The organism is Paraburkholderia phenazinium, from assembly GCF_900141745.1.
Classification (GTDB): domain Bacteria; phylum Pseudomonadota; class Gammaproteobacteria; order Burkholderiales; family Burkholderiaceae; genus Paraburkholderia; species Paraburkholderia phenazinium_B.
Map to the genome: position 1 here is coordinate 2,544,118 of NZ_FSRM01000002.1, position 17,698 is coordinate 2,561,815.

Below are 17,698 nucleotides of genomic sequence, written 5' to 3' on the forward strand. Positions count from 1 at the left end.
CGCGTTTTGCGACACCTTCATTCTTTGCCCGGAGTCATTGAAATGAGCGATACAACCACTATCGAGCGCGCGCCGGCCCAAGCCGGACAACCCGAGCAGACCGGACAGCCCGAGCAGGCTGGCCAGGGCGACACGCAGAATCCCGGCAAGCGCAAGCTTATGCTGATACTGCTGGCCGCCACTGTCGCGGTGGCCGGCGCTGCCTACGGTGGGTACTACTACACGATTGGGCGCTTCGAGCAGTCTACCGACGACGCCTATGTAAGCGGCAATCTCGTGCAGTTGACCCCGCAGGTCAGCGGTACGGTGGTTGCCGTCAACGCGGACGACACGCAGATCGTCAAGCAGGGTGATCCGGTGGTCACGCTGGACGGCGCCGACGCAAGGGTCGCACTCCTGAACGCTGAAGCGACGCTCGGCCAGACCGTGCGGCAAGTCAGCGGTCTCTATGTGAACAACGACTTCTACGCGGCAAACATCGCCCAGCGCGAGTCGGACCTGGCACGCGCGAATGACGATCTGAAGCGTCGTGAAGCCGTGGCCGGAACGGGGGCCGTGTCGGGAGAGGATATTTCGCATGCTCAGGACTCCGTCAGGTCCGCAGAGGCGTCGCTCGAGGCAGCGCGTCAGCAAGCCGAAGCAAATCACGCGCTGACCGACCGTACCACGATTGGCCAGCATCCGGATGTCCAGGCCGCGGCGTCGAAGGTGCGCAATGCTTACCTCGACTACGCACGCAATACCTTGCCCGCGCCGGTGACTGGCTATGTCGCGCGTCGCTCGGTGCAGGTCGGCCAACGTGTTGCCCCGGGCACACCGCTGATGGCGATCGTACCGCTCGACGGGGTGTGGGTTGATGCGAACTTCAAGGAAGGGCAACTGCGGCACATGCGCATCGGTCAACCCGTCACATTGACGGCTGATGTCTACGGATCGAATGTCCAGTATCACGGCAAGGTGGTGGGCTTTTCGGCCGGCACCGGCGCGGCTTTCGATGTATTGCCGGCGCAGAACGCCACCGGCAACTGGATCAAGGTCGTGCAGCGGCTGCCGGTGCGCGTACAACTGGACCAGCACGAACTTGATGCGCATCCGTTGCGGATCGGTCTGTCGATGCAGGTCGAAGTGAATACACATGACGAGTCCGGCACCCAGTTGGCCGCTGCAGTCAACACGACGTACCGCACGGATGTATTCGCCCAGTACGGCGCGGCAGCCGAGGCCCAGATCGAGCAGATCATCGCCCAGAACATACCGCTCAGCCAGGGTGCATCGAAGAGTACTCCGCAGAAGATCGCCGTACGTCACGCGACATCGCGGAACGCCGGTTGACCTTCAACAGCCCACGCAGACGCCAATTTTTTTGCCGTATTAGCTGACAGGTCAGATAGACGTGCACGCTCTCTGACCGTCGATCCTTCCGACGGGTGATGAAATGAATCAATCGACCAATCCCGCTGCACTCGCGCCGCTCTCCGGCGGCAAGCTCGTGCTGGCGACTCTCGCCGTGGCGCTGGCCACTTTCATGAACGTGCTGGACTCGTCGATCGCGAACGTCGCGATTCCGACCATCGCCGGTAACCTCGGCGTATCGGTGGACGAGGGCACCTGGGTGATCACACTGTTCTCGGCCGCCAACGCGATCTCGATTCCGCTCACCGGGTGGCTGACGCAGCGGGTCGGACAGATCAAACTGTTTGTCTGGGCGATCCTGCTGTTTGTGGTGTCGTCGTGGCTGTGCGGCCTCGCGCCGAACCTGCCGGTGCTGCTTGCAGCGCGGATCGTGCAGGGCGCGGTGGCCGGTCCGCTGATCCCGCTGTCGCAAGCGATTCTGCTCGGCTCCTATCCAAAGGAAAGGAGCTCGCTTGCGTTGGCGCTGTGGGCGATGACTGCGACTGTCGGTCCGATTGCCGGCCCGGTGTTAGGAGGCTGGATCACCGACAGCTATTCATGGTCATGGATCTTCTATATCAACATTCCTGTAGGCATCTTTGCCGCGGCGGTGACGTGGGCCATCTATCGCGAGCGCGAAACGCCGACCAAACGTCTGCCCATCGACAAGGTAGGTCTGCTGTCGCTGATCGCCTGGGTGGGCTCGCTGCAGGTGATGCTCGACAAAGGCAAGGATCTCGACTGGTTCAACTCGCCGGTCATCGTCGCGCTAACGGTGTTCGCGTTGATCAGTTTCGCTTTCTTTCTGATCTGGGAGTTGACGGAGAAAAATCCGATCGTCAACCTGCGGTTGTTCGCAGGACGAAATTTTCTTGGCGGAACCGCGGCGATTTCGGTGGCGTATGCCGTGTTTTTCTCGAACCTCGTGCTGTTGCCGCAATGGATGCAAGAGTATCTGAACTACCGCGCCGTCGATGCGGGTCTCGTCATGGCGCCACTCGGCATCTTCGCCGTGCTGCTCTCGCCGGTCATCGCGAAGCTCCTGCCGCGTTCCGATGCCCGTGTGCTTGCGACCCTGGCGTTCCTCGGTTTTGCGGCCGTGTTCTTCATGCGCTCGGGTTATACGACGGGCGTCGATACTCGCACGCTCGTGCTTCCGACTTTGCTGCAGGGCTTCCCGACCGGCTTTTTCTTTGTGCCGTTGACCGCGATCATTCTCTCGGGACTACCTGCCGAGAAGATTCCCTCTGCGGCTGGTCTGTCGAATTTCGTGCGCGTGTTTGCCGGCGCCGTAGGGACTTCGCTAGCGAGCACAGGCTGGAACAATCGCCAGATCCTGCATCACGCTCGCCTCGCGGAACAATCGAGCGTCGACAATCCAACCTTTGTTTCCGGGCTCGATGCAGTGCAAACGACACTCGGTGGTGGTTCGCATCAGGCGCTCGCATTCTTCGAACGTTCGCTCGACGCGCAGGCGGCCATGCTTGGCCTCAATGACATCTTCTGGCTCTCAGCGGTGATCTTTATCGCCATCATTCCGCTGATCTGGTTGACGAAACCGGGTAAGGGCAGTGCGGATGCAGCGGCTGCCGCTGCGCACTAAGCAGTCCCGATCGTGCTGCCGCGGCGCGTGGTACTACGCGCCGCTCGCTCAATGGCTTTTTATATACCAGGTCGCATAGCTGACGACGAGCGCGACCTTGCACACGCATTCGACTAACGAGAGCGTGAACAGCTCGTGCGAGATCGTGTATTCGAACGGTAGCGTAGAGGCGACCGCGAACACGCTCGATGCGCAGAGGAAAACAAACAGGGTGCGAGCATACCGAACCCCGAAAAATGCCGCGGCACCGACGGCTAGTAGCAGGCATTTGGCGAGCATCAGCGCGAGGAAGCGCGTGAGGCCATCAGTGGGGTTCAGTTCCCAGGGTGTTTCGACGATCGACCATACACACACCAATGCGATGCAAACCAGCATCGCGCGTCGCGCGAGCGGGGCGGCCTGTGCATGCGACGCCGCTACGTGTTGCTCGTGTGCGGCGTCGATGTGCGCGCGGCGCATGTGACCGTCCCATGTATCTTCAACGTTCATGAGTTTCTCCGTCAACGGACCGTGCTGTTTACGCAGTCTGCTTGATATAAGACGGCAACCCAAATTAAATTTTGTTAAAACCTCCAATTTTATGGAGGTTTTTTTGTTTTGGGCTTATGCCGCGGTCTCAGGTGAACGTTCTGTGTCAGCGCAGTGACACAACGAAGCACTCATTTAGTGTGACTAGTCGGCGCGCGCGTTGCTCACGTGTCGCGCGCCGCGTTGGCATTCACGGCCCTCTGCATTCAGTCCGCGCTCGCGCCAGTGCGCTTAATTAGCCAACTTCGCCGCGATTCCGGCAACGTGTTTTCCCTGGTAGCGCGCGATTTCCAGTTCGTTCTGCGTTGGGTGGCGGCTACCGTCTGCACCTGCCATCGTTGTCGCGCCATAAGGTGTGCCGCCCGTGATCTCGTCCATTTTCACGAGTCCCGCACATGCGTACGGCACGCCCACGACCACCATGCCGTGGTGCATCAATGTGTTATGGAACGAGGTGATGGTGGTCTCCTGGCCGCCGTGCTGCGTGCCGGTCGAAGCAAACACGCTGCCCACCTTGCCGACCAGCGCTCCTTTCATCCACAGGCCGCCGGTTTGGTCGAGGAACGTGCGCATCTGGCCGGCCATATTGCCGAAGCGTGTCGGCGTGCCGAAGATAATGGCGTCGAAATTCGCCAGATCGTCGGGTTTGGCTACGGGCGCCTTCTGGTCGAGCTTGACGCCGTGAGCCGCCGCCTGATCGGCCGGAATGGTTTCGGGCACGCGCATGACCGTGACCTCGGTGCCTGGCACCGAGCGGGCGCCTTCGGCCACCGCTTCCGACATGGTTTCAATGTGGCCATACATCGAGTAGTAGAGAACCAATACTTTCGCCATGATGTCTCCTGGGGTGAGCGGCCGCGCCTGACGGGAAGTGATGCATTTGAACGGCCTGCGCATCTAACAGTAGCACCGCTTTTGCGCGCGTGGGCGTAACTTGTGTATGCGTGGAGCGCCTGGCCGGCGTTGTCGTTGGGTAACCGATCTGCAGTGAACCCGGGTTTTGGAGTGTGCGACACTGCCTTCTGTTAGTCATCTGTAGCGGACGCTTATGCTGGATCCGTTTGCCATGAGTTATCGTTTTGCTGTGCCCGATGAGGCAGAGGTGGTGCGGGCGATCGAGTACGAAGCCGCGCAGCGCTTTGCTACGGTCGGCTTGACCGGCATTGCGGACGCCCGGCCGATGAACGTGGACTTTGTGCGCCGGAAGATCGAGGCGTCGGAAATCATCGTAGCGGTGAACGATACGGGGAACTGTGTCGCTTTTGTGATGTTCGCGCGATTGGCGAAGCGTTTCTATATCGAGGAACTCGATGTTCTGACCACATGGTCGGGGCGGCGCATCGGGGCCAGGCTGATCGACGAGGTGGCCGCACTCGCCCGTCGCGCGGGTGTGCCGCAGCTGGTGCTATCGACGTTTCGCGATGTGCCGTGGAATGCGCCGTACTACCGGCGACTGGGTTTTAGCGTGATCGAAAGCGAGCGCCTCGATGCGAAATTGCGGGCAATCCGCGCCGCGCACGTGGCGCGCGGGCTTGACGAAACAAAACGGGTTTTTATGTACCGCGATGTGACTGCGGCGGACGCAACCGGGTAACACATTCCGGTTGCGTCCGCCGCACGTTCAGGCGTGACTTGCGCTCATTGCAACGCGCGATCCAGTGCCTGTTGCAGCACGTGTTCCTGCGCTTACTCCACCGTTTCCAGCGCCGGATAATCCGTGTAACCCTCTTCGCCTTCGGCGTAGAACGTCGCCGGATTCGGCTGGTTCAGCGGCGCATTCAGTTCGAAGCGGCGCGGCAGATCCGGATTGGCGATAAACAGTTGACCCCACGCCACGGCATCCGCTTCGCCTGCGTCGAGCACCTGTTGTGCGGACTCCTTCGTGAATCTTTCGTTGGCAATGTACGGGCCGCCGAACGCCGCCTTCAGTTGCGGGCCGAGGCGGTTCTCGCCGAGCGCTTCACGTGCCGCGATAAACGCAATCTTGCGCTTGCCGAGTTCACGCGCGACATAGCCGAACGTCGCTGCGGCGTTCGAGTCGCCCATCGTGTGTGCGTCGCCGCGCGGTGCGAGGTGCATGCCGACGCGATTCGCGCCCCACACTTCGATACACGCATCCACCACTTCGAGCATCAGGCGAGCGCGGTTTTCGATCGGGCCGCCGTATGCGTCGGTGCGATGGTTCGTGCTGTCCTGCAGGAACTGGTCGAGCAGATAGCCGTTCGCGCCATGCACCTGAACGCCGTCGAAACCAGCGGCCTTGGCATTTTCAGCACCCTTGCGGTAAGCCTCGACGATGGCGGGAATCTCGGCCAGATCGAGCGCGCGCGGCGTCACAAACGGACGCTGCGGACGCACGTGACTCACGTGGCCTTGTGGCGCGATGGCGCTCGGCGCAACCGGCAGGTCGCCGTTCAGGAAGATCGGGTCCGACACGCGGCCGACGTGCCACAACTGCAGGAAGATCTTGCCACCCGCCGCGTGAACCGCGCTGGTGACAAGCTTCCAGCCTTCAACCTGTTCCTGCGACCAGATACCCGGCGTTGCCGCGTAACCCACGCCCTGCGGCGTGACCGAGGTGGCCTCGCTGATGATCAGGCCGGCCGAGGCGCGCTCGGCGTAGTACTTCGCCATCAGTGCGTTCGGCACGCGGACGTCGCCCGCGCGTTGACGCGTCAGCGGCGCCATGATGATGCGGTTTTGCAGCGTGAGATCGCCAATTTGCAGCGGGTCAAAAAGCGTCGGCATAAGTATTCACCTTTCCTGGCGGGCAGCGGCCCGGGACAATAAGAACAGCGTGATGAAAGAAGCGCGGCGAGGCAGACGCACGTGTCAGAGATCCGTGTTCATGTGCTCGAGAAACGCCTGGATGACGGGCTCGTTGCGTTTGAAAAACACCCACTGGCCGACCCGCTTCGACGTGACGAGGCCGGCGCGCTGCAATGCGGCCAGGTGCGCCGACACGGTGGACTGCGACAGTCCGCAACTCGCGTCGATCTTGCCGGCGCACACGCCGTGATCGAGCGGCAACTCCTGATCGGCGAAGTGCGCTTGCGGGTCCCGCAGCCGCGCCAGAATCTCGCGGCGGATGGGATTGGCTAGCGCCTTGTGGATCGCGTCGATGTCGATGGTCATCAGTGAGGTTTCAATCATGAACAGCGGTGCAGGGGCCGAAGCGGGCCGGCATCTGCATCGCAACGGGGCGAATTATATATCGGATATTTGCGATATACGTCAAGCCACTACTGTTGATGAGGTTGATTGACGCCCGCAGATCGGGGGCGCGATGCCACGTATTCGGATACATTGACGGTTCCCATGCTGAGGTTTGATTGGGAATCGTATGAAGCATCGACGAGATATGGCTTTTAAATCCTGCATTCGACTGGAGATAAACAATGACCTTTTCACCTTCGAAGAAAATGGCAGTCCTCCTCGCATCGGCCGCACTCATGATCGGATCGGCCGCACCTGTGTTCGCCCAAAGCAGCGGGGGCGCTTCGGACAGCGCCGCGGCAGCTGCGCCGGCGACCCCGGCGTCGGCAACCACCAAGGCTCAGCGAAAGGCGGCGCGCAAGCAGGCGCGGGCGAAGAAAAACGCCGAATTGAAGAAACTGGAGGCGAACGGCTATAACCCATCGCGCAATGATCCGAACTATCCGACAGACCTGCAGAACGCGGAGAAGAAGGCGGGGGCCGGTCAGGCTGCGAGTCAGTAAAAGCGGGTAAGGGCGGGCGCGTTGTGCTTCACTTGTGCTTCACAACGACGCCTGTTTTAGCACGTGCATCAATCGCCCTTTTTCCTGCGGGCGCTCGGCATGACGCGGACGGAGGGCGAGCGCGCAAGTAGGTGATGGACGGGTCGTCAAGCGTGGATTAGAGGGAGTAGGGCAGGCGCATGAACGCAACTAACGGTCAAGCCCGCCGGCGCCACCCGAATTCGCGGCGGGCGGGGACGCGATCCAAAGCCTCCTCCACCGCGCGAATCTCAGCGGCTACGCAAGATTGCGACAGCTAAGCCACTCACCGGTTGCCGTCAAGCAGATCTCCGAGCAATTCATCGAACGCTGCTTGCGCATCTTCCAGTTCCTGCAGTGCCGCGTCGAAGGTCTGCAGCGCAAATTGCGAGGGGCGCCCCTCGCCGGTGGGCGGAAATTGCGACTGCAGGGAAGTGAAAGCCGACTGCACGCGTTGTGTGGCAGTCAGTACGCGCTCCATCGCGCGCGATTCTTCGGCTCGCGCCTGTTCGTGATTCATCGAGAAAACTCCGTGGTTCATCCGGCGAGAACGTCATGCCGTGCCGTACCGGCGACTATGCCACGACTGGTGGGCGGCGCGCACCATGCCACGGATCAGACGAATGGCAGGCCGCCATTGGACTTGATTTCGCGTAGCGACAGCGAAGATTCCACGGACGTCACACCCGGCAGGCTGCGCAGTTCGTCACGCATGAACGTGCCGTAGTCGTCGAGATCGCGCGCCACCACCTGCAGCACGTAATCTGCGCTGCCCGACACGTTATGACACGTGAGGATGCGGGGAATCGCCTGCACTTCGTGCTCGAAGCGGGTCGCCACCGCGCGATCGTGCACCGCGAAGCGAACATAAACGAACGCGACTACGCCGAAGCCGAGCGCCGAACGCGACAGCATGGCCCGGTACCGCTCGATATAGCCGGCGCTCTCGAGACGCTTTAGCCGACGAGCGCAAGGGGTCTCGCTGAGGCCGACAACCTCGGCCAGCCGGGCGTTGGATATGCGGCCGTCATTTTGCAGCGCGGCCAGGATCGCGCGGTCGATTTTATCGAGGTCGTCCATCGAGAGGGGAAAGATCTGCTGGATTCCGGCATGTTAGCGCATTCCACCAGCGTACTGAGATTCGTCTATGTAAATCGCCAGAAAACCCTCGTACTTCGACAGCAAGATAGAGCCTTGATAAACGTGAGGCTCCTATGATTTCCGCGCACCTTCTGATCGTCTTCGTCGCTGCATTGCTTATCGTCTACGCGGTGCCAGGGCCGGACATGGCGCTCTTGCTGCAGACAAGCATCGGACGCGGCGCACGCACCGGATTTGCTACCGCGGGCGGCCTCGGCCTCGCACGGGCGACCCATGTGACCCTGTCGGCGTGCGGGGTCGCGGCGCTGCTGCGTAGCGCGCCATGGCTCTATGAGGTGGTGAGGTACGGCGGTGCCGTCTATCTCGCATGGATCGCCGTACAGATTTTCCGCTCGCCGGTGTTCGCGTTGCCCGAGGGCGGCGTCGCGACGGGTGGGCCGCGGCCGCTGCGGACCGCCTTCGTCAAAGGCCTGCTCACCAATCTGCTGAATCCTAAAGCGCTGCTGTTCTGCTCGGTGCTGCTGCCGCAGTTCGTGCGGCCGGAAGCAGGGCCGGTCGCGTTGCAGATGATCGAACTTGGCGTGATCCTGGTCGCTATCGGCGCATGTTTCGACATAGCCTGTGCGATTGGCGCTGCGCGTATTGCAGGCTGGATGCGCTCGCATCCTCTCGCGCAAACACTGCAGCGCTGGACGTTCTCCGCTGCCTTGATCGGTTTCGCGTTGCGTCTGTCGCTTGACTAGCCGCGCGTACGCCATTGATTGCACATGGCCGGGGTGCCGTGAGTGAGGTGATTATGTTAATAAAGGCGATAGACTCGAGCGCGCCTCGCGCGCCGTGGTCTGTCCATAACCAATCACCATCAAAACCTCGCCGTTGAATGAAGACCTTTCTGCTGTACGTCCTGACCGCCGTCGCCGAGATTCTCGGCTGCTATCTGCCGTGGCGCTGGCTGAAAGAGGGCGGCTCCGCATGGCTGCTCATACCCGGCGCGCTCAGTCTTGCCGCGTTTGCGTGGCTGTTGACGTTGCATGGCGCGGCCGCCGGCCGTGTGTATGCCGCTTACGGCGGTGTGTACGTCGCGGTGGCGATCTTGTGGCTGTGGTGCGTCGAGCAGGTGCGGCCAACACTCTGGGATCTGGCCGGAGTCGCGTTCACGCTGGCTGGGATGGGGATCATCGCATTCCAGCCGCGTGTTTGAGTGCGCGGCCGGCACGACTTTCTATGCCGTGTGAGTAGCTGCCTGGCACGCCTGACGCTCCGCCCAGGCAGCCCCTTCACCGGCTGACTCTAACAACTGGCGTTATCGTGCGCCGAGATAGTCGAGTTTGCCGAGTTCGACGCCGTTGTGACGCAGGATGTCATACGTCGTCGTGACGTGAAAATAGAAATTCGGCAACACGAACTGCAGCAGATAGTTGAGGCCTGTGAACTCAACCGGCCCGTGGCGCATTTTCAGCGTGACGGTGCGTTCTTCCGAGCCGTCGATCTGCGCCGCATTGAATTCCTTCAGGTAATCAATCGTTTTCTGGATACGAGCCTGCAGCTCTTCGAACGTCACCTCGACGTCGTCGTACTTGGGCGGCTCCACGCCAGCGAGACGTGCGGCGCAGCCCTTGGCTGTGTCGGTCGCGATATAGACCTGACGCACGAGCGGCAGCATGTCCGGGAAGAGCCGGGCGCTGACAAAAATTGACGGGTCGATCTGCTTTTCTGCCGCGTGCGCCTCGGCCTTGCCGAGAATGCTTTGCAGGCAGGTCAGACCGCGCACCAGCACGGGCACGGAGGCTTGATACATCGAAATTGACATGGAACTTTCCCCTGATTCGCTCAGATTCTCTGACGCACGTGCGGGATTGCCGCACGAGACAACGTAACGACTGGTTCGCCGCTGCAGCATCATAGCGCGGCCCGCGTGACGCATCCAGGACATAGCCATCCGGACAACTGTTGCGCGCGCTGGAACTGTGTTCGAATGGATCTGTCGGACGGCTTGATGATGTCCATGCAACCAGAACCCTGCGCGGGTTGCGCTGCAACCTGAATGTGTCACGAGGCGCATGCCCGCCGGGACCAACGCGCAGCCGCACGGCGGCGCACCGAGGAGTATCGAAACTATGGCCAAGCATCCCCTGCAAGGAAGTGAGCGCACGGTAGCGGAAGGTTCAAAACTCATCGGGCAATGCGATCCGGCTGAACGGATCGAAGTCCACGTCGTCCTGCGCCGTCACGCGCAGGAGCAATTCGACGCGTTGATCGCCAGGATCGAAGCGGGCGACTCCAGCGTCAAGCCTTTATCACGCGAAGCCTTCGCCAAAGAGTTCGGTGCTGCGGCGGAAGATATCGAGAAGGTCAAGGCCTTCGCAGCACAATCGGGCCTGACCGTGGAGCGTGAGAATCCCGCTGCCCGCACTATTGTGCTTTCCGGCACCATTGCGCAGTTTCAGGCCGCCTTCGACGTCGAGTTGCATCATTACGAGCATCAATCAATCGGCCAGTATCGCGGCCGAACCGGCGTCATCAGCTTGCCCGGCAACCTTGCGAACGTCGTGACAGCCGTGCTCGGGCTCGATAACCGGCCGCAGGCGCGTCCGCATTTCCGCATCCGGCCGCCGATCCGTTCCGCCAATGCACAAGCCTCGGGTGCGTTCACACCGCTGCAGGTCGCGGCGCTGTATCAATACCCGCAAGGCGACGGTAGCGGCCAGTGCGTCGGCATTATCGAGCTTGGCGGCGGCTATGAGACGTCCGATCTGAGCACCTATTTTTCGAATCTCGGCGTGACTGCGCCTACCGTGGTCGCGGTGAGTGTCGACAAAGGCAAGAACAAGCCCACCGGCGACGCGAGCGGTCCGGACGGCGAGGTGTCGCTCGATATCGAGGTGGTCGGTGCAATCGCCCCAGGCGCGAAAATCGCGGTCTATTTCACGCCCAATACCGACACCGGTTTTATCGACGCCGTGAGCAACGCGGTTCACGACACGACCAACAAACCGTCGGTCATCTCGATCAGTTGGGGCGGCCCGGAGTCGTCATGGACAGCGCAGTCGCAGCAGGCGTTCAACAGCGTGCTGCAATCCGCAGCAACCATGGGCGTGACAGTTTGCGTGGCCTCCGGCGATAGCGGTTCGAGCGACGGCACGAGTGGCAATGTGGTCGATTTTCCCGCCTCGAGTCCGTACGTGCTGACATGCGGCGGGACCAAGCTGACGGCCTCGGGAACAAAGATCTCCCAGGAGGTGGTGTGGAACGACGGTAGCCAGGGCGGCGCAAGCGGTGGCGGTGTGAGTACCGCATTTCCCGTCCCGACCTGGCAAGAGGGTTTGTCTTCCACGAATGCATCCGGTGCGAAGACGGCATTGACAGGGCGTGGCGTGCCCGACGTAGCGGGAGACGCGTCGCCGGAGACCGGCTATGACGTGCTGATCGATGGGTCCCAAACGGTAGTGGGCGGCACGAGCGCGGTGGCGCCGCTGTGGGCCGCGCTGATTGCCCGCATCAACGCGGCTAACGGTTCGCCAGTCGGCTTCGTCAATCCGAAGCTGTATGCCGCGACGAGCGCGTTTAACGACATCACGCAAGGCAACAACGGCTCGTATGCTGCTTCGGCGGGCTGGGATGCGTGTACCGGACTTGGCAGCCCCAATGGTCAGAAGATCGCTGCGGCACTATAGTCTGTAGTCTCGCAAGCACGCGCCCGATGAACCTGGCGTGTGCTTGCGGTGTTGTTGTTGCGAAGGTTATTGCAAAGAAGGTGGTGCGTGGTTCGAGACAGCGTCCGTATGACGCCTAGATGACGAAAATGACGTAAAACGAGATGGAGCGATCATGACCAACACCGAGTCAGCTTCCGGCAGTCCGCAGTCGTCCCACAATTCTCATGCTGCTCCCGCCAAGGCGGCCACGACCGCGGCGCACAAGTCAGGAGATCAACCGTTTTTCGATCCTGTTGCCTATGGCAACGGACCTAACGATTCCGTCACCGATACCACCGAGAATGCTGCGATCACGAAGCATTCGATTGTGATCGGCGGTCGCAAGATTGCCTACACCGCGACGGCGGGTCACCTGGTGACAGTGGATCCGAGCAGCTCGGTACCCAACGCCAAGATGTTCTACGTGGCTTTCACGGAGGACAACCAGAAGGAAGAAACGCGCCCGGTTACCTTTTTCTACAATGGCGGCCCGGGGTCGTCATCGGTATTCGTGCTGCTCGGCTCGTTTGCGCCGCGCCGTATCAAGACGGCAATGCCGAGTTTCACGCCGCCCGCACCCTATACGCTGGAAGACAATCCCGATAGCCTGCTCGACAAAAGCGATCTGGTTTTTATCAATCCCATCGGCACGGGGTATTCGGCGGCAATCGCGCCCAGCACGAACCGCAATTTCTGGGGCGTCGATCAGGATGCCACCTCGATCAAGCAGTTCATCAAGCGCTTTCTGACGAAGAACAACCGCTGGAATTCGCCGAAGTATCTTTACGGTGAATCGTACGGTACGGCCCGCAGCTGCGTGCTGGCCTATATGCTGCACGAAGATGGCGTCGATCTGAACGGCATTACGCTGCAGTCGTCGATACTCGACTACACGCAGTCCGGCAATCCGGTCGGCGCCTTGCCGACGGCCGCCGCGGATGCGTGGTATCACAAGAAGCTCGGCGTTGCGCCCACTCCGACCGATCTCGGCGCGTTCGCCGAGGAGGTCGCCCAGTTCTCGCGCACGGACTATCTCGCCGCCTTGCGCAAGGTGCCCGCCACGGATGCGGCGACAGTCGAGAAGCTGAGCGAATACACCGGCATCGACAAGGCGACGCTGCTCGCATGGAGCCTCGACATTGCGGCTTATGACAGCCGTGGCAACTCGCTGTTTCTGACCACGCTGCTGAAATCGAAGGGGCTTGCGCTCGGGGAATATGACGGCCGGGTGACCGCGATCGAAACCGGCATCGCGGGGAAAATCGACCCGAACTCGGGCGGCAACGACCCGACCATGACGGCAGTGACAGGCGTCTACACAAGCATGTGGAACGTCTATCTCAACGAGCAGTTGCTCTATACGTCGAATTCGGCGTTCACGGATCTGAACGACCAGGCGTTCCAGTACTGGGACTTCAGCCATATCGATCCGACCGGCGCGCAAAAGGGCGTGGACGCGAAGGGCAACGTGATTCTGTACACCGCGGGCGATCTTGCTGCGGTCATGGCGCTCAATGTGGACCTGAAGGTGTTGTCGGCGAACGGCTTCTTCGATTTCGTCACGCCGTTTTACCAGACCGTGATCGATCTGCAGAAGATGCCGCTCGTCAGCCCGCAGGTGCGTCAGAACCTGTCCGCGCGTTTCTATCCCTCTGGGCATATGGTCTATCTCGACGGCGCTTCGCGTACGGCGCTGAAAGCGGATCTGGCCAGGATGTATGAGGCAACGGTGTCGAACACAGCCGCGGTGGCCAGGATTCGCGACTTGCAGGCTCGCAGGCCGAGCTAGGCGGTTTCGGCGCTGACCAGGTGCTTGCCGGTCAGCGCCGATTTTCCACCGCGATACCGAGTGTGCTTTAATTGCCCTGCGAATTTAACCATTCCGCGCCAAGGCCTGGCGCGCCACCGAATGAATCAAGGAAAGGCAGGCAGACGTGGCGGATCGCTGCGCAGTAGACAATTTCATATTTTGCGCGCGCTGAAAGGCGCCTATGACAGTCGTGCCGCCTGGGTATTGCGTCTGGGCGCGGTGGTGGTGTTCGGTGCGCTTGCGGGACTGCGCACCGGCGAGGCGGCCGCGCAGGACGCCACCATGCTGGATGAGCGCGTCACCCAGCAATCGATTGCCGATACGATCTGCCGCCCGGATTATGCGGACGCCGTGTCGCCTCCGTTCGATGTGATGATGCAGCACAAGGCCCATCTGCTCGCCGAGCGCGGTATCGATACGGACGCCGGGGCCGACTATGCGATCGACCGCCGCGTGCCGGTCCTGCTTGGCGGTTCGCCCGATGCGCCCGCCAATCTCGATCTGCTGCCGTGGGCCGGGACGAGTGGCGAGCGTCGCAAGGCACGTTTCGTCGTGCATCTCAAACGGTGCGTGTGCGAAGGCAAGATGAGCCTGAGCGTCGCGCAGGCTGCCATTGTCGGCAACTGGTCTGCCGCGTATGCGGGATTCGGCCGGGACTCGTGCGATGTGAGCGGTCTCAACGTCGCGACCGGCACCCGCGATAGCGAGCCCTGACGCACCGCTCGCACGATGCGTCAGGCCGGCTACTTCTCCCTCCCGCTTTCCCCCGTTCTTCTGTGCGCCTGGCCCAAAAACGTTGCGGTTGGGCCAAACAGCGCGTGTATAGGTATTTTTGTTTGCGTTTATTCAGGTACAGTGCATTGGTGGCTTTTGACAACGTCCGTAATGACCGATACCCGTCAACAGTTTATTTCGCTTTCCAGCGTGATCCGGTCAGCATGACTGCTGGCGGGATAGCGGGAATCGAACTTGCTCATAGCAACGTGTGGTATTGGATTTGCGAGCGCTTCTGTCTATCCTGGTAACAGGACGAAACTCGAAGGGGAGATTTCAAATGATTGCCTTTTATCTGTCATTGGCTGTACTTGGGACAGCCCTCATCATGAGTGCTGCCGCGCAAACCAGGAAACGCGCGAGCCTTCAGCCGGTACGCATACGTAGCACGGAGCGCCGCGGGCGCTGAGGTAACGCCGCCATGAACCTGTTCGTCCGGAATATCGCCGAATCATGCTCCGAGCAGCAAGTTCGCGAGTTTCTCGAGCATGAACTGGGGCACTACGCGAAAAGCGTAACGGTTCATGAGATCGGGACGCCTGAAGCGAACGCGACCGTCGAGTTGGAGACGGATGGACCGTACGTCGGCGAGGTCATCGCTCGGGAACTGCACGGCAAGCATCTGGCGGGGTTGCCGCTGGAAGTGAGCAGCGAGTTGTTCCGGGAAGAGGAACCGCCCGCAGGCTGAGCGGTTCGATCCTTGAATCCGTTGCGGCCTTCGCCAACGCCTGGGGTGTCGGGAACGTCTGCGGCTTCGCTTGTGTGCGGCGGATAGTCCAGAGGTCCGCAACCGTCACCCGGTTGCGGCGCGCCGCATCGCACGCGCACCCCGTCCGTTCACGCCTGCTCAGGCCAGTCGAACGGCGTATAAGGCAACGCGCGTTTGTGACGCGTGTTTTCATAGAAGCGCAGCACCGTCTCGCGAGCCGCAGCGCTGACCGGCTTGCCTTCCAGAAAATCATCAATGTCGTTGTACGGAATGCCATAGGCATCTTCGTCAGGACGTTGCGGGCGCAACATTTCCAGATCGGCCGTCGGCACCTTGTGCGCGAGCGAATCAGGGGCGCCTAACGCGCGGGCCACTGCTCGCACCCGGCGTTTGTTGAGGCCGGCGAGAGGCAGGATATCCGCGCCGCCATCACCGAACTTGGTGAAGAAGCCCATCACCGATTCGGCCGCATGGTCAGTGCCGATCACGACGCCTCCACGTGCCCCCGCCACTGCATACTGCGCAATCATGCGTTGCCGCGCCTTGATGTTGCCATGCACGAAATCCTTGTGGGCATCGTCCGTGAACGGGATGCCAGCTGTGCCCAGCGACGCGAGCATGGCATCGGCCGCCGGCTTGACATCGATCGTCAGTGTTTCGTCGGCGCGAATGAAGGCGAGTGCCTGCTGCGCATCCGCTTCGTCTTGCTGCACACCATAAGGCAGCCGGATCGCAACGAAATGTGCGGCGTACTGCTCTGTGCGCAGGCGCTCGACGGCAAGCTGCGCGAGACGCCCGGCCGTCGTCGAATCGACGCCGCCGCTAATGCCGAGCACATACGTCTTCAGACCGCTCGTTCGCAGGTAGCGCGCGAGGAAGGCGATACGCCGCTCGATCTCCTCTTCGGCCACGAAACTGTCCGTGACATGCATCTCCCTGGCGATAAGCCGTTGCCGTTCGACCGGATCGTGTTGCGTCATGTTTCTTCCCCTGCAAATGGATTGCTCAAAGTATGCGGGCGGGCGCACTTCCCGTTGCCAGTTTAACGGCGGATTTTCCGTTTAAACTCACTTCGACCGTGGATTTAAATACGCTCACGCGTCGTTGCGCCAATTTCGCCTATTCAATGGATCGCCTGTTGAAATCGGGTAGCGCTGTTATCGACAGTAACGGATGTCCTGAGTAGTATCCTGTTAATCTGTACGCTGCATGAGCCGCTTGGCGGGTAATGATAAGCAGGTTTGCTCAAACACGCGATGAACGAAAAAAAACGGCTCGACCAGCCCGCGGAAAGTGACGCGATCCATTGGGTAGAAATTAATCGAAACGCCGCTGAGAGGGCGTTACACGTCAGGGATACATGCCGTGCAGCGGTTGCCAAATCAGGTGACAAACTGGTTGTCGCGACAAATGCCATATTGCGGGCTGCCGCATTAGTCAGCGCATTATTTGTTTTAACTTACAGTTTCTCTTTCGCGGCCGGCGAGCAAAAGAGCGAGCCTGCTGCGCCGGCCGATATCACAGCCTCCGCAGTCGCGGCACCGGACGCGGCAGGCGTGGTGGATCCTCATCGGGCGCTGCTGCTGCGTGCAATGTTCGCGCGCGATGTCACGCGTCGTTTGAACGTGCCCGCAGCGGCGCAACAGGAATACGGCCAACGTCTTCAGACGGCGCTCGAACAGAATCAGCTTGGCAATCTGTCGGGCGAGTATGTCGTGCTGGTCGATCGGAACGCCAACGTTCAGGCGCTCTTCATCTATTTCCGTGCGACGCCATCCGACAAATGGCTGATGATCGGTGCGTCACCGGTCGCGACCGGCCGGCCAGGCGAGTTCGATCACTTCATTACGCCGCTGGGCGTGTTCGAGCACACCCCCGACAACATGGATTTTCGCGCTGAAGGCACGATGAACGAGAACGGCATTCGCGGCTACGGCAAACGCGACATGCGGATCTTCGATCTCGGCTGGGCGCAGGGCGAACGCGGCTGGGGCAAGGGCGGTATGTCGCAGATGCGATTCCAGATGCATGCGACCGATCCTGACAGGCTTGAACCGTTGCTGGGTGTCCGTCATTCGAAAGGTTGTGTGCGGATTCCCGCGTCGCTCAACGTGTTTCTCGATCACTACGGTATTCTCGATGCGGAATACGAGGCGCTGGTGGAGTCGGGCAAGCCGCTCTGGGTGCTGCATTCGGACCGCCAGGTGACGCCGTGGGCGGGCCGTTACATCGTTGTCGTCGATTCGGAGCGCAAAGCGCGCCCCGCATGGTCGCCGGCGCCAGGCAGTAAAGCTCGTGCGAAAGTGCCGGCCGCGGGGGACACGGCTGACTGAGGTGTGCGGCCAGAAA

19 protein-coding genes are annotated in these 17,698 nt (G+C 61.1%); 11 read left to right on the forward strand and 8 right to left on the reverse strand.

What is annotated here, in order from left to right:
- The first annotated feature begins 42 nt into the window (after window positions 1-42).
- Both BUS06_RS31235 and BUS06_RS31240 read left to right on the forward strand, forming a co-directional pair.
- A complete protein-coding gene (locus BUS06_RS31235; RefSeq protein ID WP_074268183.1) occupies window positions 43-1,332 on the forward strand; it encodes an HlyD/EmrA/EmrK family protein in 1,290 nt (429 codons plus the stop codon).
- Between the two features lie 103 nt (window positions 1,333-1,435).
- The gene (locus tag BUS06_RS31240; RefSeq protein WP_074268184.1) at window positions 1,436-2,995 is read left to right on the forward strand and encodes a DHA2 family efflux MFS transporter permease subunit; all 1,560 of its coding nucleotides are present in this window, start codon (window positions 1,436-1,438) and stop codon (window positions 2,993-2,995) included.
- A gap of 48 nt (window positions 2,996-3,043) precedes the next feature.
- Here the strand turns inward: BUS06_RS31240 and BUS06_RS31245 are convergent, their stop codons facing one another.
- A complete protein-coding gene (locus tag BUS06_RS31245) occupies window positions 3,044-3,484 on the reverse strand; it encodes a hypothetical protein (RefSeq protein ID WP_074268185.1) in 441 nt (146 codons plus the stop codon).
- 270 nt (window positions 3,485-3,754) lie between these two features.
- Window positions 3,755-4,357, reverse strand: a complete 603-nt coding sequence (gene wrbA, locus BUS06_RS31250; RefSeq protein ID WP_074268186.1) for an NAD(P)H:quinone oxidoreductase — start codon at window positions 4,355-4,357, stop codon at window positions 3,755-3,757.
- A gap of 232 nt (window positions 4,358-4,589) precedes the next feature.
- Between wrbA and BUS06_RS31255 the strand changes: the two genes are divergently transcribed.
- Window positions 4,590-5,117 carry a GNAT family N-acetyltransferase gene (locus BUS06_RS31255; protein WP_254369014.1) on the forward strand — a complete coding sequence of 176 codons (528 nt, stop codon included), beginning with the start codon at window positions 4,590-4,592 and terminating at the stop codon, window positions 5,115-5,117.
- A 92-nt stretch (window positions 5,118-5,209) separates the two neighbouring features.
- Here BUS06_RS31255 and BUS06_RS31260 read toward each other — a convergent pair whose 3' ends face one another.
- Together BUS06_RS31260 and BUS06_RS31265 are read right to left on the reverse strand one after the other, a co-directional pair.
- Window positions 5,210-6,271 carry an alkene reductase gene (locus tag BUS06_RS31260; RefSeq protein WP_074268188.1) on the reverse strand — a complete coding sequence of 354 codons (1,062 nt, stop codon included), beginning with the start codon at window positions 6,269-6,271 and terminating at the stop codon, window positions 5,210-5,212.
- 84 nt (window positions 6,272-6,355) lie between these two features.
- Window positions 6,356-6,658, reverse strand: a complete 303-nt coding sequence (locus BUS06_RS31265) for an ArsR/SmtB family transcription factor (RefSeq protein WP_074268189.1) — start codon at window positions 6,656-6,658, stop codon at window positions 6,356-6,358.
- A 263-nt stretch (window positions 6,659-6,921) separates the two neighbouring features.
- Here BUS06_RS31265 and BUS06_RS31270 point away from each other — a divergent pair, with 263 nt between their 5' ends.
- The gene (locus BUS06_RS31270; protein ID WP_074268190.1) at window positions 6,922-7,242 is read left to right on the forward strand and encodes a DUF4148 domain-containing protein; all 321 of its coding nucleotides are present in this window, start codon (window positions 6,922-6,924) and stop codon (window positions 7,240-7,242) included.
- A gap of 304 nt (window positions 7,243-7,546) precedes the next feature.
- Here the strand turns inward: BUS06_RS31270 and BUS06_RS31275 are convergent, their stop codons facing one another.
- Complete coding sequence (locus BUS06_RS31275; RefSeq protein WP_074268191.1) at window positions 7,547-7,780, reverse strand: hypothetical protein; 234 nt, start codon at window positions 7,778-7,780, stop codon at window positions 7,547-7,549.
- 95 nt (window positions 7,781-7,875) lie between these two features.
- Window positions 7,876-8,340 carry an Lrp/AsnC family transcriptional regulator gene (locus BUS06_RS31280; protein WP_074268192.1) on the reverse strand — a complete coding sequence of 155 codons (465 nt, stop codon included), beginning with the start codon at window positions 8,338-8,340 and terminating at the stop codon, window positions 7,876-7,878.
- A 134-nt stretch (window positions 8,341-8,474) separates the two neighbouring features.
- Between BUS06_RS31280 and BUS06_RS31285 the strand changes: the two genes are divergently transcribed.
- Window positions 8,475-9,104 carry a LysE family translocator gene (locus BUS06_RS31285; RefSeq protein ID WP_074268193.1) on the forward strand — a complete coding sequence of 210 codons (630 nt, stop codon included), beginning with the start codon at window positions 8,475-8,477 and terminating at the stop codon, window positions 9,102-9,104.
- Window positions 9,105-9,241: 137 nt separating this feature from the next.
- Window positions 9,242-9,562, forward strand: a complete 321-nt coding sequence (locus BUS06_RS31290; protein ID WP_074268194.1) for a YnfA family protein — start codon at window positions 9,242-9,244, stop codon at window positions 9,560-9,562.
- Between the two features lie 102 nt (window positions 9,563-9,664).
- Here the strand turns inward: BUS06_RS31290 and BUS06_RS31295 are convergent, their stop codons facing one another.
- Window positions 9,665-10,171 (reverse strand): DUF1993 domain-containing protein, encoded by a 507-nt coding sequence (locus tag BUS06_RS31295; RefSeq protein WP_074268195.1) that lies wholly within the window; start codon window positions 10,169-10,171, stop codon window positions 9,665-9,667.
- Between the two features lie 307 nt (window positions 10,172-10,478).
- Here BUS06_RS31295 and BUS06_RS31300 point away from each other — a divergent pair, with 307 nt between their 5' ends.
- From BUS06_RS31300 to BUS06_RS31315, 4 genes are all read left to right on the forward strand, one after another.
- Window positions 10,479-12,035, forward strand: coding sequence for a S53 family peptidase (locus tag BUS06_RS31300; protein WP_074269400.1), 1,557 nt, complete (start codon window positions 10,479-10,481; stop codon window positions 12,033-12,035).
- Between the two features lie 154 nt (window positions 12,036-12,189).
- Window positions 12,190-13,845 (forward strand): S10 family peptidase, encoded by a 1,656-nt coding sequence (locus tag BUS06_RS31305; protein ID WP_074268196.1) that lies wholly within the window; start codon window positions 12,190-12,192, stop codon window positions 13,843-13,845.
- A gap of 120 nt (window positions 13,846-13,965) precedes the next feature.
- Complete coding sequence (locus tag BUS06_RS31310) at window positions 13,966-14,580, forward strand: hypothetical protein (protein WP_074268197.1); 615 nt, start codon at window positions 13,966-13,968, stop codon at window positions 14,578-14,580.
- A 481-nt stretch (window positions 14,581-15,061) separates the two neighbouring features.
- Window positions 15,062-15,328, forward strand: a complete 267-nt coding sequence (locus BUS06_RS31315; protein WP_074268198.1) for an RNA recognition motif domain-containing protein — start codon at window positions 15,062-15,064, stop codon at window positions 15,326-15,328.
- Window positions 15,329-15,477: 149 nt separating this feature from the next.
- On the opposite strand, the gene nadE is transcribed toward BUS06_RS31315, so the two are convergent.
- On the reverse strand, window positions 15,478-16,329 hold the full coding sequence (gene nadE / locus BUS06_RS31320; protein ID WP_074268199.1) for an ammonia-dependent NAD(+) synthetase: 852 nt from the start codon (window positions 16,327-16,329) through the stop codon (window positions 15,478-15,480).
- A gap of 435 nt (window positions 16,330-16,764) precedes the next feature.
- Between nadE and BUS06_RS31325 the strand changes: the two genes are divergently transcribed.
- Entirely contained in the window at window positions 16,765-17,682 is a 918-nt protein-coding gene (locus BUS06_RS31325; protein ID WP_254369095.1) for a L,D-transpeptidase, read from the forward strand.
- Window positions 17,683-17,698: the final 16 nt, after the last annotated feature.